The 17,798-nt window shown below is 65.2% G+C and carries 15 protein-coding genes and 1 pseudogene; 11 read left to right on the top strand and 5 right to left on the bottom strand.

Annotated features, from left to right (window positions below; genetic code table 11):
• Window positions 1-169 precede the first annotated feature (169 nt).
• Window positions 170-1,339 carry a glycerophosphodiester phosphodiesterase gene (locus KYG_RS18060; RefSeq protein ID WP_008906374.1) on the bottom strand — a complete coding sequence of 390 codons (1,170 nt, stop codon included), beginning with the start codon at window positions 1,337-1,339 and terminating at the stop codon, window positions 170-172.
• A 266-nt stretch (window positions 1,340-1,605) separates the two neighbouring features.
• Here KYG_RS18060 and gdhA point away from each other — a divergent pair, with 266 nt between their 5' ends.
• The 7 genes and pseudogenes from gdhA (at window position 1,606) to KYG_RS18030 (ending at window position 8,150) form a co-directional block, all read left to right on the top strand.
• The gene (gene gdhA, locus KYG_RS18055) at window positions 1,606-2,949 is read left to right on the top strand and encodes an NADP-specific glutamate dehydrogenase (RefSeq protein WP_008906373.1); all 1,344 of its coding nucleotides are present in this window, start codon (window positions 1,606-1,608) and stop codon (window positions 2,947-2,949) included.
• A 121-nt stretch (window positions 2,950-3,070) separates the two neighbouring features.
• Window positions 3,071-3,208 (top strand): hypothetical protein, encoded by a 138-nt coding sequence (locus KYG_RS25275; protein WP_008906372.1) that lies wholly within the window; start codon window positions 3,071-3,073, stop codon window positions 3,206-3,208.
• Window positions 3,209-3,217: 9 nt separating this feature from the next.
• Window positions 3,218-4,204, top strand: a complete 987-nt coding sequence (locus KYG_RS18050; RefSeq protein WP_255344435.1) for a PilT/PilU family type 4a pilus ATPase — start codon at window positions 3,218-3,220, stop codon at window positions 4,202-4,204.
• Between the two features lie 58 nt (window positions 4,205-4,262).
• The gene (locus KYG_RS18045) at window positions 4,263-5,096 is read left to right on the top strand and encodes an alpha/beta hydrolase (RefSeq protein ID WP_008906370.1); all 834 of its coding nucleotides are present in this window, start codon (window positions 4,263-4,265) and stop codon (window positions 5,094-5,096) included.
• A gap of 160 nt (window positions 5,097-5,256) precedes the next feature.
• A pseudogene (locus KYG_RS18040) lies at window positions 5,257-6,497 on the top strand (multidrug effflux MFS transporter).
• The gene (gene miaA / locus KYG_RS18035; protein ID WP_008906369.1) at window positions 6,490-7,500 is read left to right on the top strand and encodes a tRNA (adenosine(37)-N6)-dimethylallyltransferase MiaA; all 1,011 of its coding nucleotides are present in this window, start codon (window positions 6,490-6,492) and stop codon (window positions 7,498-7,500) included. The pseudogene KYG_RS18040 and the gene miaA overlap by 8 nt, the downstream one beginning before the upstream one ends.
• The gene (locus tag KYG_RS18030) at window positions 7,497-8,150 is read left to right on the top strand and encodes an ABC transporter ATP-binding protein (protein WP_008906368.1); all 654 of its coding nucleotides are present in this window, start codon (window positions 7,497-7,499) and stop codon (window positions 8,148-8,150) included. Before miaA ends, KYG_RS18030 begins: the two co-directional genes overlap by 4 nt.
• Window positions 8,151-8,187: 37 nt before the next feature.
• On the opposite strand, the gene KYG_RS18025 is transcribed toward KYG_RS18030, so the two are convergent.
• Window positions 8,188-8,616, bottom strand: coding sequence for an Hsp20/alpha crystallin family protein (locus tag KYG_RS18025; RefSeq protein WP_008906367.1), 429 nt, complete (start codon window positions 8,614-8,616; stop codon window positions 8,188-8,190).
• Between the two features lie 158 nt (window positions 8,617-8,774).
• Between KYG_RS18025 and KYG_RS18020 the strand changes: the two genes are divergently transcribed.
• The 4 genes from KYG_RS18020 (at window position 8,775) to KYG_RS18005 (ending at window position 14,519) form a co-directional block, all read left to right on the top strand.
• A complete protein-coding gene (locus tag KYG_RS18020; protein WP_008906366.1) occupies window positions 8,775-11,456 on the top strand; it encodes an FtsX-like permease family protein in 2,682 nt (893 codons plus the stop codon).
• A gap of 275 nt (window positions 11,457-11,731) precedes the next feature.
• The gene (locus KYG_RS18015) at window positions 11,732-12,130 is read left to right on the top strand and encodes a hypothetical protein (RefSeq protein ID WP_008906365.1); all 399 of its coding nucleotides are present in this window, start codon (window positions 11,732-11,734) and stop codon (window positions 12,128-12,130) included.
• A gap of 139 nt (window positions 12,131-12,269) precedes the next feature.
• On the top strand, window positions 12,270-13,325 hold the full coding sequence (locus tag KYG_RS18010) for a PLP-dependent cysteine synthase family protein (RefSeq protein WP_008906364.1): 1,056 nt from the start codon (window positions 12,270-12,272) through the stop codon (window positions 13,323-13,325).
• Window positions 13,326-13,379: 54 nt separating this feature from the next.
• Window positions 13,380-14,519, top strand: a complete 1,140-nt coding sequence (locus KYG_RS18005; RefSeq protein WP_008906363.1) for a lipocalin-like domain-containing protein — start codon at window positions 13,380-13,382, stop codon at window positions 14,517-14,519.
• Between the two features lie 83 nt (window positions 14,520-14,602).
• Here KYG_RS18005 and KYG_RS18000 read toward each other — a convergent pair whose 3' ends face one another.
• The 3 genes from KYG_RS18000 to KYG_RS17990 form a co-directional block, all read right to left on the bottom strand.
• A complete protein-coding gene (locus tag KYG_RS18000; RefSeq protein WP_008906362.1) occupies window positions 14,603-15,601 on the bottom strand; it encodes a branched-chain amino acid ABC transporter permease in 999 nt (332 codons plus the stop codon).
• Between the two features lie 12 nt (window positions 15,602-15,613).
• Window positions 15,614-16,498, bottom strand: a complete 885-nt coding sequence (locus tag KYG_RS17995) for a branched-chain amino acid ABC transporter permease (protein WP_034695228.1) — start codon at window positions 16,496-16,498, stop codon at window positions 15,614-15,616.
• A 100-nt stretch (window positions 16,499-16,598) separates the two neighbouring features.
• On the bottom strand, window positions 16,599-17,795 hold the full coding sequence (locus KYG_RS17990) for an ABC transporter substrate-binding protein (protein WP_008906360.1): 1,197 nt from the start codon (window positions 17,793-17,795) through the stop codon (window positions 16,599-16,601).
• Window positions 17,796-17,798 lie beyond the last annotated feature (3 nt).

Here is a 17,798-nt window from a genome sequence, read left to right as displayed (position 1 = left end):
ACCGCAGCCACAAAAAATCGGCCTCCCGGGCCGATGAACTACGTTCCAGTCAAGCCCAAGGGCTGCCGCAACCGGCGCGCCCTCAGGCCAGTGCCCCCGTGGAACCGGCTTTGCCGGGCCACCGGGTGCGTCCCCCTCAGGGGGATGGCGCGCAGCGCTCAGGGGGAATTCAATTGTCCCGAGCCGCCTTGGCAGCGTCCGGGAAGTCACTGAACACGCCATCCACCCCCAGTTCATAGAACAGCTTGTATTCGGCCTTGGGGTCGCCCTTGAAGTCCGACGCCAGGCGTCTGGCTTCACTGCGGAAGGTGTAGGGGTGCACCATCAGGCCCACGGCGTGGGCGTTTTTCACCACGTCGGTGGCCGGCATCATCACGCGGTCGCGGTCGTCGATCTTGCCGTCGTTGTTGAGGTCGTCGGGCTTGCCGTCGTTGTTGGCATCCACCTGCCGGGAGGGGATCAGGTAGGGCTTCCACGGGCCGATGCCGTCGGCGTAGGTCTTGACTTCCTTGAGGCCTGCTGGCGTGAGCAGGCTGGCAAAGGTGCGTGCATCACCGGCCACGGCAAAGTCATAGGGCTTGTCGTAGGGTGCGGTCAGGTCCACGGTGCCGTTGGGGTTGACGTCGTTGGCGTCCACCAGTTGCACCAGGCGGATCTGCGTCTTGGTACGCAGGTATTTGAGGTTGGACACCTCGAACGACTGCACGATGACCGGTGAAGCCTTGCTGGTGTAGCCATACTTGGCCAGCGCGGCGAGCAGGCGGTCTTCCAGCTGCAAGCCCAGGTTGACGTGGTAGGTGGGATGCTTGGTCTCTGGGTACACGCCCACGGTGCGGTTGGTCTTGGCGCCCTCGCTCTTGGCCAGGTCCAGCACTTCGTCGAGTGTCGGGATCTGGAACTTGCCGTTGTACGACTGGTCGCGCTCCGCCATGGGCTGGATGGCGCGCAGGGTCTTGATCTCGGCCAGCGTGAAGTCCGAGGCAAACCAGCCTTCTTCCTCCACACCGTCCACCACCTTCTTTGTTTTGCGGTCAGCGAACTCCGGGCGCGTGGAGACGTCGGTGGTGCCGGTGATGTTGGGCTCGTGGCGTGCAACGAGCACACCGTCCTTGGTGGCCACCAGGTCGGGCTCGATGAAATCGGCACCGAGCTCGATGGCGCGCTTGTAGCTTTCCAGCGTGTGCTCGGGCAGGTAGCCGCTCGCGCCACGGTGGCCGATCACCAGGGGCTTGTCGCCGTTCAGCGTGGAATAGCGGCTGCTGTCATCGTCATTGCCGCCGCAGGCCACCAGGCCCACCGCTACCGCCAACACACCCAACTTTGCACCGGACAAATGCATGCTCTTCTCCTCGTGTCGTTAAAAAACTGTGGATTCTCGAAACCGACGGACTGTGGGGCCCTTGTGTGACCGCACCGTGACGCGCGGGAGGGCCCGAACGGGTGCGCTGCGCGGGGGGCAGAGCGCACCAAAATGAGGCCTGCCCGGGCCCCATTCCCCACCATTGTGCGTAGGCATCGGCATAAACGTATAACTTTTTGACATAATTCGATGTTGCAGCGCGCCATTGCCCGCCTACCGCCTTTGATCTGAAAGCCCTCTGAAACATGAAATACGCGTCCGTCGAAAGCTTCCTGTCCCACGTCGCCCTTCGCAATCCCGGTCAGCCCGAATTCCTCCAGGCTGTCACCGAAGTGATGGAAAGCCTGTGGCCCTTCATCGAGAAGCACCCACGCTATGCAGAGCAAGGTTTGCTGGAGCGCCTGGTGGAACCGGAACGCATCGTGATGTTCCGCGTCTCCTGGATGGACGACCACGGCACGGTGCAGGTCAACCGCGGCTACCGCATCCAGCACAGCATGGCCATCGGCCCGTACAAGGGCGGCCTGCGCTTTCACCCCTCGGTGAACCTGTCGGTGCTCAAGTTCCTCGCATTCGAGCAGACCTTCAAGAACGCCCTGACCACGCTGCCCATGGGCGGCGGCAAGGGCGGCTCCGACTTTGACCCCAAGGGCAAGAGCCCTGCGGAAGTCATGCGTTTCTGCCAGGCCTTCGTGATGGAGCTGTTCCGCCACGTGGGCCCCGACACCGATGTGCCCGCGGGCGACATCGGCGTGGGCGGCCGCGAGGTGGGCTACATGGCCGGCATGTACAAGAAGCTGGCCAACAATGCCGCGAGCGTGTTCACGGGCAAGGGCCTGAGCTTTGGCGGCTCGCTGATCCGCCCCGAGGCCACGGGCTACGGCACGGTGTACTTTGCTGATGAAATGCTCAAGACGCGCGGCAAGTCGTTCGACGGCCTGCGCGTGTCGGTCTCCGGCTCGGGCAACGTGGCGCAGTACGCGGTTGAAAAGGCCATGCAGCTTGGCGCCAAGGTGATCACCGTGTCCGACTCCAGCGGCACCATCGTTGACGAAGACGGCTTCACGCCCGAAAAGCTCGCCATCCTGATGGATGTGAAGAACCACCACTACGGCCGCGTGAGTGACTACGCCGCCCGCACCGGTGTGAAGTTCGAAGCCGGTGTGCGCCCCTGGCATGTGCCTGTGGACATCGCCCTGCCCTGCGCCACGCAGAACGAGCTGGACGAGAAAGACGCTGCCACGCTCATCAAGAACGGCGTGCTGTGTGTGGCCGAAGGGGCCAACATGCCCTCGACCATTGAAGCCGCCAAGGCCTTCGAGGCTGCGGGCGTGCTCTACGCACCGGGCAAGGCCAGCAACGCCGGTGGCGTGGCGACCTCGGGCCTGGAGATGAGCCAGAACGCCATGCGCCTGTCGTGGACGCGTGACGAAGTGGACGCGCGCCTGCTGCAGATCATGCAGGGCATCCACAGCGCGTGCCTGAAGTACGGCAAGCGCGCCGATGGCAGCGTGAGCTACATCGACGGCGCCAACGTGGCGGGCTTCGTGAAGGTGGCCGACGCGATGATCGCCCAGGGCGTGGTGTAAACCGGCCTGCGTGCGTGGCACACCGATACCAAGGGGCTTCGGCCCCTTTTTTTCGGCCTGCGCATCCGGCAGGCTATGCTGATCAGCAGTCAATGCCACGAGAAATCACGGGAGAGCCAGAGTGGAAATTTTCAGTTTTCTGAATGTCATGGTCGAAAAGGGCGGCTCGGACCTTTTCTTCAGTGTGGGCGCGCCGGTCAACCTCAAGATTGAGGGCGTCACCCACCCCTTGAAGATGCCAGCGCTGCTTCCCGGTTAGGTCAGGCAGCTGGCCTACTCGGTGATGAACGAAAAGCAGATCAGCGAGTTCGAGGCGCGCATGGAGATGAATCTGTCCATCTCGGCCGAGAACCTGGGGCGGTTTCGGGTGAATGTGTTTGTGCAGCGCGGTGAAACCGGCATGGTGGTGCGGTACATCAAGAACAAGATCCCGCCGCTGGCCGCGCTGGGCCTGCCGCCGATCCTTGAAAAGCTGGTGCTGCGCAAACGGGGCCTGGTGCTGGTCACCGGCGCCACGGGCTCGGGCAAATCGACCACGCTGGCGTCGATGATCAACTACCGCAACGAGAACCTCACGGGCCACATTCTTACCATCGAAGACCCCCTGGAGTTCCTGCACGCCCACAAGCGCTCGGTGGTGGACCAGCGAGAGGTGGGGATCGACACGCTGTCCTATGAAGAAGCGCTCAAGAACGCACTGCGCGAAGCCCCCGATGTGATCATGATCGGCGAGATCCGCGACCGCAACACGATGAAGCAGGCCATTGCCTATGCAGAAACCGGGCATCTGTGCCTGTCCACACTGCACGCCAACAACGCCAACCAGGCCATGGAGCGCGTCATCAACTTCTTCCCTGAAGACGCGCACCACCAGTTGCTCATCGACCTCAGCCTGAACCTGGCGGGGGTGGTGTCCCAGCGGCTGATTCCAGGCCTGCACGAGAAGCTGGTGCCCGCCGTGGAAGTGATGCTCAACTCGCCCTACATCGCGGACCTCATCGCCAAAGGCGAGTTCTCTGTGATCAAGGAGGCGATGGGCAACAGCACCGAGATCGGCATGTGCACCTTTGACCAGGCGCTGTACCAGCTGTACACGGAAGGCCGCATTTCTCTGGAAGAAGCGCTTCACAATGCGGACTCACGCACCGACCTGGCGTTGCGCGTGCGCCTGGCGGCGGGGGTTTCCACGGCCGATGCGGGCGACCTGGCCATCGACACGTCCAACCCCGTTGCTTCGGCTTCGCACCTGTATTGACTGTCGCCCGAGCTCGCACACTGGCGAACTTTGCAGCGGCAAACGACTCTGCAGACAGATGAAACGTGTTTCCCTCATTGTGGCGCTGGCCGTTGCCGTATCGGTCAGCATGGGTTGCGCCACCCTCGACGCCAAGCAGCGCGAGTGGATCTTCCAGCCCAGTGACCGCAGCTGGGGCGGCGCCCAGTCCACCGCCGACATGCAGGATGTGTGGATCGAGTTCCAGTCCCGCTCGACCAGCAAGGCCGAACGCCTGCACGGCCTGTGGATGGCCCATGAGCATGCTGAGGCGCCCGTGCTGCTGTATCTGCATGGTGCCCGCTGGAACGTTTCGGGCTCGTCCGGACGCATCCGGCGCATGCAGGAGCTGGGCTTTTCGGTGCTGGCCATTGACTACCGCGGCTTCGGGCAGAGCAGCGCGGGGCTGCCGTCGGAAATCACTGCGGGCGAGGACGCGCGTGCGGCGTGGGACTGGCTGGCCGAGCAGCATCCAGGCAAGCCCCGCTACATCTTTGGCCATTCGCTCGGTGGCGCCATCGCCATTGACCTGGCCCGCCAGGTGGCGGACGAGCAAGGCACCATCGTGGAAGGCACCTTCACCAGCATTCCCGACGTGGTGAGCACCTTCAAATGGGGTTGGCTGCCGGTGTCTGGGCTGATCACGCAACGCTTTGAGTCCGTGCGCAAGGTGTCCGAGATCGGCTCGCCATTGCTGGTGGTGCACGGCAGTGAAGACAGCCTCATACGCCCCACCCTGGGGCGCCAGCTTTACGAGGCCGCGCAAGAACCCAAGCAGTTTGTGCTGGTGGAAGGCGGCTCGCACCACAACACCAATTCGGTGGGGCAGCCGGCTTATCGGCAAGCGCTTGCATCGCTGTTCCGGCTGAGGTAGAGCCCCCCCTGAGGCGCTGCGCGCCTTCCCCCACCGCTCTTGCCGCGCTGCGCGCTGCGGGCAGGGGGACGCCGCCCTCGCTGCGGGGCGGCCCATGCGCGGCGGCCCTGGCCTGGGCCACGCCGGTATCAAAGGCCCCGTCTGGTACGCTCAGACAGATATGTCTGCCCCCTCCGCCACCGCCGTACCTGCGGCCTCCCCCGTCTCCATCAACCCCGGGCTGGCCATCCTGGTGCTGGCCTTGCTGCTCAGCATCCAGCCCGTCACCACCGACCTGTATCTGCCTGCGCTGCCCGCCCTCACGCGCAGCCTGGGTGCGCCCATGTCTGCGGCGCAGCTCACGCTCAGCGGGCTGCTGCTGGCGTTTGGCTGCTCGCAGATGGTGTGGGGGCCGCTGTCCGACCGGTTTGGGCGCCGCCCCATCCTTCTGGCAGGGCTGGGCATTTACACCGTGGCCTCGATCGGCAGTGCGTTGGCGCCCACCATGGGCTTGCTGATCGTGTGGCGCATTGCCCAGGGGGCTGCCATGGGCGCCGTGGTGATGTGCGCGCGGGCCATCGTGCGCGACCTGTACACACCGCTGGAAGGGGCACGCGCCATGTCCAAGGCGCTCACGGGTCTGGGCATCGTGGCCTGCATCTGCGCACCACTGGGCGGGCTGCTGAGTGAATGGCTGGGCTGGCGCGCTGCGCTGCTGGCGCTGACCGCCTATGCCGTTGTCACGCTGACGCTGGTGGCGCTGCGCATGCCCGAGACCCTGGCGCAGCGCAACCCGCAGGCCCTGCAGCCGCGGGCGCTGGTCAGCACCTGGAAGCATGTGCTGCGCAGCCCCACCTTCTGGGCGTTTTCGCTGCAGACCACGGCCACGTATGGCGGGCTGTTCACCTTTCTGGCCGCCTCGTCGTTCGTGTACATCGATGTGCTGGGGCTTACGCGCACGATGTATGGCTGGGTCATGGCATCGGCCTGCGTTGCCTATTTTGGGGGCACCTTTCTGTGCCGCAGCCTCCTGATGCGGCATGGGCTGCAACGCACGGTGGCCATCGCGGGCGCGCTGAGCGTGAGCGGCGGCACCCTGATGGCGCTGGTGGCGTGGATGGGCTGGCACAACCCGTGGGCGTTGACGCTGCCGTTCTACCTGTTCATGCTGGCGCACGGCATTCACCAGCCGTGCGGGCAAAGCGGCGCGGTGGGCCCCTTCCCCAAGGCAGCGGGGTGGCTTCGGCCCTGAACGGTTTCATGATGATGCTGGCCGCGTTTGCGATTGGCGGCTGGCTGGGCCTGCGGCTCGACGGCACGGTGTGGCCGCTGATCAACGGCATCTGGTTCTGGTCCGTGGTGCTGGCCGTGATCTCGTGGACGCTGGTGCAAAAATTCGGAGCGCCCCGTGAACATGCCTGACACCACGCCTGATTCCACGTTACCTACCATTGCCCTGGCGGGCCCCACGGCGTCTGGCAAAACCGCAGGCGCCCTGGCCCTGGCCGCCGTGCTGGGCAAGCAGGGCATGCCGGTGGAGATCATCAGCGTCGATTCTGCCCTGGTGTACCGCGGCATGGACATCGGGACCGCCAAGCCCACGCCCGCCGAACTGGCCGCCGTGCCGCACCACCTCATCGACATCCGCGACCCGCTGCAGGCCTACAGCGCCGCCGAGTTTGTGCAGGACGCCACCCGGCTCATGGCCGAGATCCGCGCGCGCGGTGCGCTGCCGCTGCTGGTGGGCGGCACCATGCTGTACTTCAAGGCGCTGTTTGACGGCATCGACGACATGCCCGCCGCAGACCCCGAAGTGCGCGCACGGCTGGAGGCCCAGGCGGCCGCGCAGGGCTGGCCCGCACTGCATGCCGAACTGGCGCGCGTGGACCCGGTCACGGCTGCACGCCTTGCACCCGGCGACAGCCAGCGCATTCAGCGGGCGCTGGAGGTGTGGCATGTGTCCGGTCAGCCATTGTCGAGCTTTCACACTACAAAAAAAGGAGCTGGTAGCGCAATACCAGCAAGCGCTAGCGCCCTTTTTTCCTTGGAACCCGACAACCGGGCCTGGCTGCACGAGCGCATTGCCCAGCGGTTTGACGCCATGCTGGCCGCAGGTTTCATCGACGAAGTGCGGGCCCTGCGGGTGCGCGGCGACCTGCACCCCGATCTGCCCTCCATGCGTTGCGTGGGCTACCGGCAGACCTGGGACGAACTGGACTTCCAGGCTGCCAGGGGCGCCGACGCGCCGCTGAACCTGGCCTTTCTGCGCGAGCGCGGCATTGCCGCCACGCGCCAGCTGGCCAAGCGCCAGATCACCTGGCTGCGCAGCATGCCCACGCGCCATACCATCGCCTGCGACCGGCCCCACGCCGTGGCCGACCTGGTGCAGGCGGTGCTGCAACGCCTTGCACAGCGCACGCCATGACGCAGCCGCTTCGCGTAGAGGGGCTGGGCAAGCACTACGGCAGCACGCCGGTGTTTGCCGGTGTGCACTTCACTGTGGCGCCGGGGGAGTTTGTGGCCATCGTGGGCGACTCGGGCGTGGGCAAGTCCACGCTGCTCAACTGCCTGGCGGGGCTGGACCACTGGGACACAGGCCACATCACGCACGGCAGCACTGACCTGGGCGCGCTGGACGACACACAGCGCGCCCTGTGGCGGCGGGCGCAGGTGGGGTTTGTGTTCCAGGCGTTTCACGTGCTGCCGCACCTGGACGTGGCGCAGAACGTGGCGCTGCCGCTGATGCTGCTGGGCCAGAACGACGCAGCCCGCGTGCAGCAGATGCTGGCGGCCGTGGGCCTGGGCGATCTGGGCGGCCGGCTGCCGCAGCAGCTCAGCGGCGGGCAACTGCAGCGCGTGGCCATTGCCCGCGCGCTGGTGCACCGCCCCGCCCTGCTGCTGGCCGACGAGCCCACCGGCAACCTCGACCCCACCACCGCCGCCCGCGTGATGGACCTGCTGCTCGCGCAGACGCGCGAGCATGGCGCATCGCTGGTGCTGGTCACGCATTCGGATGCGGCAGCGGCGCGGGCAGACCGGGTGCTGCGCCTCACAGCCAACGGCATCGCCGGGTAGCGGCACGCCGGGGCGGAGTGCCCCGGTTTCGCCGCGCTTACTCGATGTTCAGCCGCTGCGCAGCCTTGTTCACCTTTTTGGGCAGGGTCAGCGTCAGCACCCCGTTGTCGTATTTGGCCTTGGCCGAGGCGGCATCCACGTCGGCCGGCAGCTGGAAACTGCGGGCCACGGCACCGAAGTAGCGCTCGGAGCGCAGCACCTTCTCGCCCTCGCGCTTTTCGTCGTGCTGGCGCACCTCGGCGCGCAGGCTGACCACATTGCCTTCCAGCGAGACATGGATGTCCTCCTTGGCCACGCCGGGCACCTCGGCCTGCACGGTGTAGCCCTCGTCGGTTTCCTTCACATCCACCTTGATCTGGCTGGGTGCGGGCAGGTTGTCGCCGTGCAGCGGGCGCACGTAGAAGCCCGGGGCGATGTCCTTGAAGAAGTCGTCAAACAGGCTGCCGCGCGATACAAGTGAATTCATGGTGTGAGCTCCTGAAAAATAGGGGTTGAAACCACCGGGCCAGCACAGGAGCGCCAGCCCTCCTTCCAAGATAAGCACCGCCCCGCCCGGCTTCAAGGGGCGCCGGAACGCGGGGTTGATGTGCATCAACAACCCCGCACCGCGTACGCGCGGCCACAATGCTGGCCATGTTCGCGCTGCTTCGCACCTTCTCCTGGCAAGACCTGCGCCACCACCCCTGGCGCAGCGCGGCAGCGGTGGCGGCGGTGATGCTGGGCGTGGCGCTGGCCTTTGCAGTGCATGTGATCAATGCGTCGGCGCTAGACGAGTTCTCGCAGGCCGTGCGCGCCGTCAACGGGCAACCTGACTTGGAGGTGCGCGCCATGCAGGGCCCCCTGCCCGAGGCGCTGTACGAACGCCTGGCCACCGATCCGCAGGTAGCCCGCGCCAGCCCGTTGCTGGAGTTGTCCACCCTGGCGCAAGCGGGTGATGCCACCACCACCGCCACTGCCGCGAGCCCGGCCCGCATACCACTGCGCGTGCTGGGGGCCGACGCCCTGCTGCTGCCCACCATGGCCCCCGCGCTGATGCCAAGGGCGTGGGACACGGCAGACCGCTTTGCCATGTTTGCGCCGGCCACCGTGTTTCTCAACACCGCAGCGCTGCAGGCGCTGGGGCTGTCCACTGCCGCGCCCGCGCAGCTTCCGCAGATCATGCTGTACGCCGGCCTGCAGGCTCCGCTGAACGTGCAGGTGGCTGGCACGGTGATGGCCGGGGGCGCACCGCTGGCGGTGATGGACATCGGCGCCGCGCAGGACCTGTTTGGCCGCGCGGGCCAGCTCAGCCGCATCGACCTGCAACTGCTGCCCGGCACCGACCGCGCCGCGTGGGAGCGCGCCCTGCGCGCGCAGCCTGACTGGCCTGCCAACGTGGTGCTGGCGCACCCGGGCGACGCGGCGCAGCGCATCAGCAACCTCTCACGCGCCTACCGGGTCAACCTGACGGTGCTGGCGCTGGTGGCGCTCTTTACCGGGGCGTTTCTGGTGTTCTCGGTGCTGGCGCTCAGCGTGGCGCAGCGCTGGCCGCAGTTTGCCCTGCTGGCCGTGCTGGGCGCCACGCCGCGCCAGCGCCTGGTGCTGGTGCTGGCCGAATCGGCCGCGCTGGGGCTGGTGGGCAGCGCACTGGGCATTGCGCTGGGCACCGCACTGGCCGCCACCGCCTTGCAGTTGCTGGGCGGCGACCTGGGCGGCGGCTACTTTGCCGGCGTGCAGCCCGCGCTGCAGTGGAGCGCACCGGCCGCGCTGGTGTACGGCACCTTGGGCGGGGCGGCTGCGCTGGTCGGCGGCTGGTGGCCCGCACGCGCGGCGCAATTGCTGCCGCCCGCCCAGACTCTGAAAGGCCTGGGCACGGCAGCCAGCCAGGCGGAGAGGGGCACGGTGGGCATCACGCTGGTGGTCGGTGGCGCAGCGCTCACCCTGGCGCCACCCGTGTTCGGCATTCCCCTGGCGGCCTATGTCGCCATCGGGATGCTGCTGGTGGGCGGTATCGCCTTGCTGCCCTGGGCCATGGCCAAACTGCTGGCGTGGCTGCAACCGCTGGCGGCGCGCCACGCGCTGCCGCTGCTGGCGCTGGAGCGAGCGCGGCGCATGCGCGGCAGCGCCGCCATTGCCGTGGGCGGCGTGGTGGCCAGCCTCAGTCTGGCGGTGGCGCTGACGGTGATGGTGTCGAGCTTTCGCGGCTCCGTCATCCAGTGGCTGGACGCCGTGCTGCCGTCGCCGCTGTATGTGCGCTCGGCCCTCGGCGCGGGCGGCTCCGACGCGGCATTGCTGCCCGCCGGATTTGCCGAAGCCGTGGGCCAATTGCCGGGCCTGGATCGCGTACACGCACTTCGCGCCAGCCCGCTGCAGCTCTCGCCCACCCTGCCCGCCCTCATGGTGCTGAGCCGCCCGCTGGGCGACGACCCCGCGCAAAGCCTGCCCCTGGTGGGCAACGCCCTGCCCGTGCCCGCAGGCCGCACCGGCGTGTACATCAGCGAGGCGGTGGTAGACCTGTACGACCTGCGCCCCGGCATGGAGTGGCCCGCACTTTCAGAGTCTTTTAGGCCTCCAGCGCTTGATCGAAAAGCGCAGCCAGCTATCTTTTACATAGCAGGCGTGTGGCGCGACTATGCCCGCCAGACAGGCGCCGTCGTGATGGACCGCGCCGTGTGGCTGCGCCTGACCGGCGACGCCCGCACCAGCGACCTGGCGCTGTGGCCCAGCGAGGGCGCAGACATTGGCGCGCTGCAGGCGTCGATACGCGCACTGGCCGCTACGCAGGCGGGCCGATCAGGCAGCAACACACCGCAAGGTGCCAGCGATGGCGGCAGCAGAAGTGGTAGCAGCAACGATGCGCTCGTGGAATTCGCATCGTCCGGCGCCATCCGCGAACGCTCTCTGCGCATCTTTGACCGCAGCTTTGCCGTCACCTACTGGCTGCAGGCCGTGGCCATCGGCATCGGCCTGTTCGGCGTGGCCGCCAGCTTCAGCGCCCAGGTACTGGCGCGCCGCAAGGAGTTCGGCCTGCTCGCCCACCTGGGCCTCACCCGCCGCCAGATTTTGGCCGTAGTGGCGGGCGAAGGCGCCGCCTGGACGGCAGTGGGCGCAATGGCTGGCGTGCTGTTGGGCTTGGTGGTATCGGTGGTGCTGGTGCATGTGGTCAACCCGCAGAGTTTTCACTGGACGATGGATCTGAATGTGCCCGGCTGGCGGCTGCTGGCGCTGTGCGTGGCGGTGATCGTGTCGGGGACGGTGACCGCGTGGCTGGCGGGGCGCGCGGCGGCGGGGCGGGATGCGGTGATGGCGGTGAAGGAGGATTGGTAGCGAGGCGTGACGGGTAGCAGTCGGCGAACGCCGCAGCTATGCAGGTTCCGCGTCCTGAGTCTTCGGCTTATGTGCTGGGGACGGATATCGACCCAAAAGCCAGAACTGGCCTGTGAGTACTGAAGCACCTCGGGAGGCCTGGGATGTTACGTCGATGGAAATGTATGGTCTGAGGCAAACCGAACATCGCCTAGCTGGTCGGTCCGAACGAACTCAACCGCAGGCGGCCGCTGCGCGGTAGTTACTGCGTCGGTCTTCAACGTAAGATATTCTGAATGCCTACTCAGCCGTCGTTCACCAAGTACTACTGGATCACTTGGATCCTGACGCTTGCTGCCTGGCTTCTATCCTCGTTGCGCATGCCGCTGTCGGAGAGTTTTGGCTGGTTCGCTCTGGTCACTGGACTGGGCAGTTCCTATGTCTTTCACTTTGAGTTCGGACGCCTCATGGGTTTCCTCAAGGCCCATTGCCCGGAGCAACATGAGTATCTTCAAGGCAAGCGCTTCCTTGCGGGGCTCGCCTTCATACATCCGACGCTCTTCAGTCGGGCTTGGCAACCATCTCGCCAGTCACAGCAACTAGAGGAAAGCGCATTTCGCATTTATCGTTCCGCTTGGCTCTTCTCGCTTGTCACGGTTGGGGCTTTGCTTGTTCTCGCGAACACTGTCCTGTGAGTTGAGTCGAATCTGCAACCCAAACATCGACCGGACAACATTCGGAAGGCATCATGCAGAACGGTGAGCATCCGCTTTGTCCAACTTGTCACCGGCCGGTCTTCGCCATCAGCCGTCCCTAGCATTTCGACCTCTCCCCATGACCCTCCCCTCCCCCTGGCCCCACGAAGCCATCGCCCGCATCGAAGCCGACTACCAGCGCAGCGCTGACACCCACCTTATCCCGCTGCGCCTGCCTGCCTTTTCCAAGCACGGCATCGACCTGTACCTCAAGGACGAATCCACCCACCCCACGGGCAGCCTTAAGCACCGATTGGCGCGGTCGCTGTTTTTGTACGCGCTGTGCAATGGCTGGGTGCATGAGGGCTCGACCATTGTTGAATCCTCCAGCGGGTCCACGGCAGTGAGCGAGGCCTACTTTGCGCGGCTGCTGGGGCTTCCTTTTGTGGCGGTGATGCCGCGCACCACGTCGCCAGAAAAGATTGCGCAAATCGAGTTCCATGGCGGGCGTTGCCACTTTGTAGACAGTGCAGGCGCGGTTTACGACGCTGCGCGCGCCATTGCCCACGATACCGGCGGGCACTACATGGACCAGTTCACGTATGCCGAGCGCGCCACCGACTGGCGGGGCAACAACAACATTGCCGAGAGCATGTTCACGCAAATGCTGCGCGAGCCGCACCCTGTGCCGCGCTGGATTGTGGTGGGCGCGGGCACGGGCGGCACCAGCGCCACCATTGGGCGCTATGTGCGCTACCAGCGGCACGCCACGCAAGTGTGTGTGGCCGACCCGGCGGGTTCGGTGTTCAGCGCCTACCACCGCACGGGCGATGCGGCGCTGACGGCACCGGGGTCGCGCATCGAGGGCATCGGCCGCCCGCGTGTGGAGCCGAGCTTTATCCGTACGCTCGTGGACCGCATGGTCGAGGTGCCGGATGTGGAATCGGTCGCGGCAATGCGGGCACTGTCGCAACTGCTGGGGCGGCGCGTGGGGCCATCCACCGGCACCAACTTTGTGGCCATGCTCACGCTGGCCAGCGAGATGCGCGAGCGGGACGAGCGCGGCTCAATCCTGTCGCTGCTATGCGATGCGGGCGAGCGGTATCTGCCCACGTATTTCGACACCGACTGGGTGGAGCGTTGTTTTGGCGATTGCTCAGCGGCGCAGCAGAAGATCGACGCCCTGATGGGGTGATGAACCACGCGCGCCGCACATACCATGCCGTCCACCACTTGGCCAGCAGCACCGATGGCACCACCGCTTGGGCCGAAGGGAACACGCCGCGATTGGCTGGCCCTGCAGATTCCAGTGGGCATGGCGCTGGTGGGGGCAGCCGGTTGGGCGCCGGGTGCTGCGGTGGCCTTGCCCGCGCGCACGCTCGCTTTTCCGCGCGACCACGGCAGTCACCCGGAGCTGCGCACCGAGTGGTGGTACATCACGGGCCATGTGCAGGCAGACGGACAGCCCTGGGGTTTTCAGTTGACGTTCTTTCGCTCGCGCGTGGATGCCACACAGGGCCTGCGGTCGGCGTTTGCCGCCAAGCAGCTGCTGTTTGCCCATGCAGCCATCACCGACGTGCGGGGCCGGCGCCTGCTGCACGACCAGCGCATTGCCCGTGCAGGCTTTGGCGTGGCACAGGCCAGCGAGGCCGACACCCGCATTCGGCTGCAGGACTGGACGCTGGAGCGCAGTGACGCCAAGAGCGGCACAGTGGACCGGGAGTCCAGCCGCTACACCGCCCATATTGCGGGCAGCGGGTTTGACATGGACCTGGTGTTCGACAGTACCCAACCCCTCTTGCTGCAGGGGCAGCAAGGCTTGTCGCGCAAGGGGCCTGAGGCTGAGCAGGCGAGCTACTACTACAGCCAGCCCCAGCTGAAGGTGGGAGGCCACCTCACGGTGGCGGGGCGCCGGATGGCTGTCATGCCAGCCACCGGCCGCGCCTGGATGGACCACGAATGGAGCGAGGCGCTGATGCACCCCGACGCGCAGGGCTGGGACTGGATTGGGATGAACCTGCACGACGGCAGCGCGCTTACCGCCTTCAGACTGCGCCGGGCCGATGGCACGGCGCTGTGGGCTGGCGGGTCGTTTCGCGCGCCGGGCCAACCCGCACAGATATTCGACGCGCAGGCCGTGGCGTTCACGCCCCTGCGCGTGTGGGTGAGCCCGGCCAGTGGTGCCCGGTACCCGGTGCAGTGGCGGGTGCAAACCCCCGTGGGCAGTTTCGAGGTGAGCGCTGTGCTGGACAACCAGGAGTTGGACAGCAACGGCTCGACCGGCGCGATTTACTGGGAAGGTCTGTCGGACCTTGCGGACCGCACCGGAAGATCCGTGGGCCGGGGTTATCTGGAAATGACCGGATACGCAAAACCGCTGCGCCTGTAAAGGCCGCAGCGGTTGCGGGGGAGGTTGAACGCTTCAGGTGACGGGGGTCGCTTGAACGCGTTCAGGCGTTCAGGCGTTCAGGCTCAGGCACTCGCGCCCGCACCGCGTCGGCGGGCCATCCACGCAATGATCTCGCCCATGATCCCGCGCCGGAAAGCCAGCACACAGATCACAAAGATCAGGCCTGTGACCATGGTGACCGATTCACCCAGGGTGTTGAACCATTCCACACCGGTGACCGAGGCAAGGAAGCCACCAATTTCACCGAGCTTGTTTTCCAGCAGCACCACCACGGCCGACCCCACGATGGGACCTGACAAGGTGCCCAGACCACCCACCAGCGTCATCAGCACCACATGGCCCGACGCCGTCCAGTGGGCGTCGCTCAGCGTTGCAAAGCCCAGCACCAGCGTCTTGAGCGAGCCGGCCAGACCCGCCAGCGCGGCTGACAGCACAAACGCCAGCAGCTTGAAGCGGTTGGTGTCATACCCCAGCGAGATCGCGCGCGGCTCGTTTTCCTTGATGCCCTTGAGCACCTGGCCAAAAGGCGAATGGATGGTGCGCACAATCAGCATGAAAGCGCCCGCCACAACCGCCAGAACCACGTAATACATCACCAGGTCGTTCTGCAGATCGATCATCCCGAAGAGCTTGCCGCGAGGTACGCCCTGCAAGCCATCCTCGCCACCCGTGAAAGGCGCCTGCAGGCACACGAAGAACAGCATCTGCGCCAGCGCCAGCGTGATCATGGTGGAGTAAATGCCCTGGCGGCGGATGGCGAAGAACCCGACGATCAGGCCCAGCACGGCGCCACCCGCTGTGCCCAGCAAAAGGCCGATCTCCGGCGTGACCGCCCACACCTTGAGGGCGTGGCCCGTCATGTAGGCCGAGCCGCCCAGGAAAGCGGCGTGCCCGAAGGACAGCATGCCCGTGTAGCCCAGCAGCAGGTTGAACGCTGAAGCAAACAGTGCAAAGCACATCAGCTTCATGACAAAGATGGGGTAGGCGCCCAGAAAAGGAGCTGCAATCAGCGCAAGCAGCAGCAGGACATAGCCAATGTTGGCAGTGTTCTTGACGTTCATTCTCGTGGCTCCTTATTTTTCTTTGCCGAACAGGCCGGCGGGGCGAATGAGGAGAACGATGACCATGATGACGAACACCACGGTGGAAGAGGCTTCCGGATAAAACACTTTGGTAAAACCTTCTACAACACCCAGGCCCAGTCCGGTGAGGATGGAGCCCATGATGGAACCCATGCCGCCGATCACCACGACAGCAAACACGACGATGATCAGGTTCTGGCCCATGAGTGGCGAGACCTGGTACACCGGTGCGGCCAGCACCCCGGCAAATGCCGCCAGGCCAGCGCCAAAAGCGTAGGTCAACGTGACCATGACGGGAACGTTGATCCCGAATGCTTCCACCAGGCGCGGGTTCTCGGTACCGGCACGCAGGTAGGCACCCAGCTTGGTCTTTTCAATCACATACCAGGTAGCCAGACACACCACCACCGATGCCACCACCACCCAGGCACGGTAGTTGGGCATGATCATGAAGCCCAGGTTGGTTGCGCCCTCCAGCGCCTCGGGCGTGTCGTAGCCCAGGCCCGAGACACCGTAGATCGAGCGGAACACGCCCTCGATCAGCAGGGTGAGACCCAGCGTGAGCAACAGGCCATACAGGTGGTCAAGCTTGTAGATCCAGCGCAGCAGCAGGCGCTCGATCACGACCCCGAACAGCCCCACCACCAGCGGCGCCAACACCAGCATCAACCAGTAGTTGATGCCAAAGTAGTTCATGGCCATCCAGGTAATCAGGGCCCCTGTCATGAACAGCGCGCCGTGCGCAAAGTTGATGACGTTGAGCAGGCCAAAGATCACGGCCAGCCCAAGGCTGAGGATTGCGTAAAACGATCCGTTGACCAGCCCCAAAAGGAGCTGGCTCAACAGGCCGGGCAATGAGACACCAAAGATTTCCATGGGAAGCAGCAGCAGGTGATGGTGAGTTGCGAGGCAGAGGTCGTCAATGTGCCTGGCACACCCGCAGGGCGGCCAGGCGCATCAGCAACCTCTCAGGGATTTACTTCCAGAGCGGGCACTTGGATTCGGCCTTGGTGGTGAACACCGATTCGCCAGGAAGCTTCTTGACCAGCTTGTAGTAGTCCCACGGCTTGGTGGATTCGGAAGGCTTCTTCACTTCCATCAGGTACATGTCATGCACGTAGCGGCCGTCGGCGCGGATCTGGCCCTTGCCGAAGAAGTCATCGATCTTCATCTTCTTGAGCTCGGCCATCACCTTGTCGGCGTCGGTGGACTTGGCTGCTTCCACGGCCTTCAGGTAGGTCATGGTGGCAGAGTAGTCCGCTGCCTGGATCTCACCGGGCATGCGCTTGGTTTTTTCAAAGTAGCGGTTGGCAAACTTGCGCGTATCGTCGTTCAGATCCCAGTACCAGCTGGTGGTGAACTGAAGGCCTTCGGTGTTGCGCAGACCCATGCTATGGATGTCGCTGATGAAGATCAGCAGACCGGCCAGCTTCATGTTCTTGCCAATGCCGAATTCCTTGGCGGCCTTGATGGCGTTGATGGTGTCGCCGCCCGCGTTGGCCAGGCCCAGGATCTGCGCCTTGGAGTTTTGTGCCTGCAGCAGGAAGGACGAGAAGTCAGAGGCGTTCAGGGGGTGGCGCACGGCGCCCACCACGTTGCCGCCCTTGGCCTTCACCACGGCGGTGGTGTCGGCTTCCAGCGCATGACCGAAGGCATAGTCGGCGGTGAGGAAATACCAGCTCTTGCCGCCACCATCCACGATGGCCGAGCCCGTGCCCTTGGCCAGCGCCACGGTGTCGTACGCGTAGTGCACGGTGTAAGGCGTGCACTGATCGTTGGTCAGTGCAGAGCTGCCGGCGCCGTTGTTGAAGTACACGCGCTTCTTCTCTTCAGCGACCTTGGCAATCGCCAGGGCCGTACCCGAGTTGGTGCCGCCGAACAACATGTTCACGCCTTGGGTGTCGACCCATTCGCGGGCCTTGGAGGCTGCAATGTCGGCCTTGTTCTGGTGGTCTGCGGAGAGCAGCTCGATGGGCATGCCCAGCACCTTGCCGCCAAAGTCGTCGATCGCCATCTGGATGGCCAGTGCGCCGTTCTTGCCCTCCACGTCGGAGTAGAGACTGGACATGTCGGTGATGAAGCCGATCTTGACCTTGTCCTGCGCGTGCACGGCCGAAGTGGCAAGACCTGCTGCGCCCAGCATCAGTGCCAGCACTTTGAGTTGTTTCTTCATGGA

The organism is Acidovorax sp. NO-1 (assembly GCF_000238595.1).
Taxonomy (GTDB): Bacteria; Pseudomonadota; Gammaproteobacteria; order Burkholderiales; family Burkholderiaceae_C; genus Acidovorax.
The sequence above is the reverse complement of the archived record's forward strand: the minus strand, read 5'-3'. Positions and strand labels throughout refer to the sequence as shown.

Coding starts and splice junctions, on each gene's coding strand:
- KYG_RS18060 (WP_008906374.1), bottom strand. CDS start 1,339: ATGCATTTGTCCGGTGCAAAGTTGGGTGTGTTGGCGGTAGCGGTGGGC.
- gdhA (WP_008906373.1), top strand. CDS start 1,606: ATGAAATACGCGTCCGTCGAAAGCTTCCTGTCCCACGTCGCCCTTCGC.
- KYG_RS18045 (WP_008906370.1), top strand. CDS start 4,263: ATGAAACGTGTTTCCCTCATTGTGGCGCTGGCCGTTGCCGTATCGGTC.
- miaA (WP_008906369.1), top strand. CDS start 6,490: ATGCCTGACACCACGCCTGATTCCACGTTACCTACCATTGCCCTGGCG.
- KYG_RS18030 (WP_008906368.1), top strand. CDS start 7,497: ATGACGCAGCCGCTTCGCGTAGAGGGGCTGGGCAAGCACTACGGCAGC.
- KYG_RS18025 (WP_008906367.1), bottom strand. CDS start 8,616: ATGAATTCACTTGTATCGCGCGGCAGCCTGTTTGACGACTTCTTCAAG.
- KYG_RS18020 (WP_008906366.1), top strand. CDS start 8,775: ATGCTGGCCATGTTCGCGCTGCTTCGCACCTTCTCCTGGCAAGACCTG.
- KYG_RS18015 (WP_008906365.1), top strand. CDS start 11,732: ATGCCTACTCAGCCGTCGTTCACCAAGTACTACTGGATCACTTGGATC.
- KYG_RS18010 (WP_008906364.1), top strand. CDS start 12,270: ATGACCCTCCCCTCCCCCTGGCCCCACGAAGCCATCGCCCGCATCGAA.
- KYG_RS18005 (WP_008906363.1), top strand. CDS start 13,380: ATGGCACCACCGCTTGGGCCGAAGGGAACACGCCGCGATTGGCTGGCC.
- KYG_RS18000 (WP_008906362.1), bottom strand. CDS start 15,601: ATGAACGTCAAGAACACTGCCAACATTGGCTATGTCCTGCTGCTGCTT.
- KYG_RS17995 (WP_034695228.1), bottom strand. CDS start 16,498: ATGGAAATCTTTGGTGTCTCATTGCCCGGCCTGTTGAGCCAGCTCCTT.
- KYG_RS17990 (WP_008906360.1), bottom strand. CDS start 17,795: ATGAAGAAACAACTCAAAGTGCTGGCACTGATGCTGGGCGCAGCAGGT.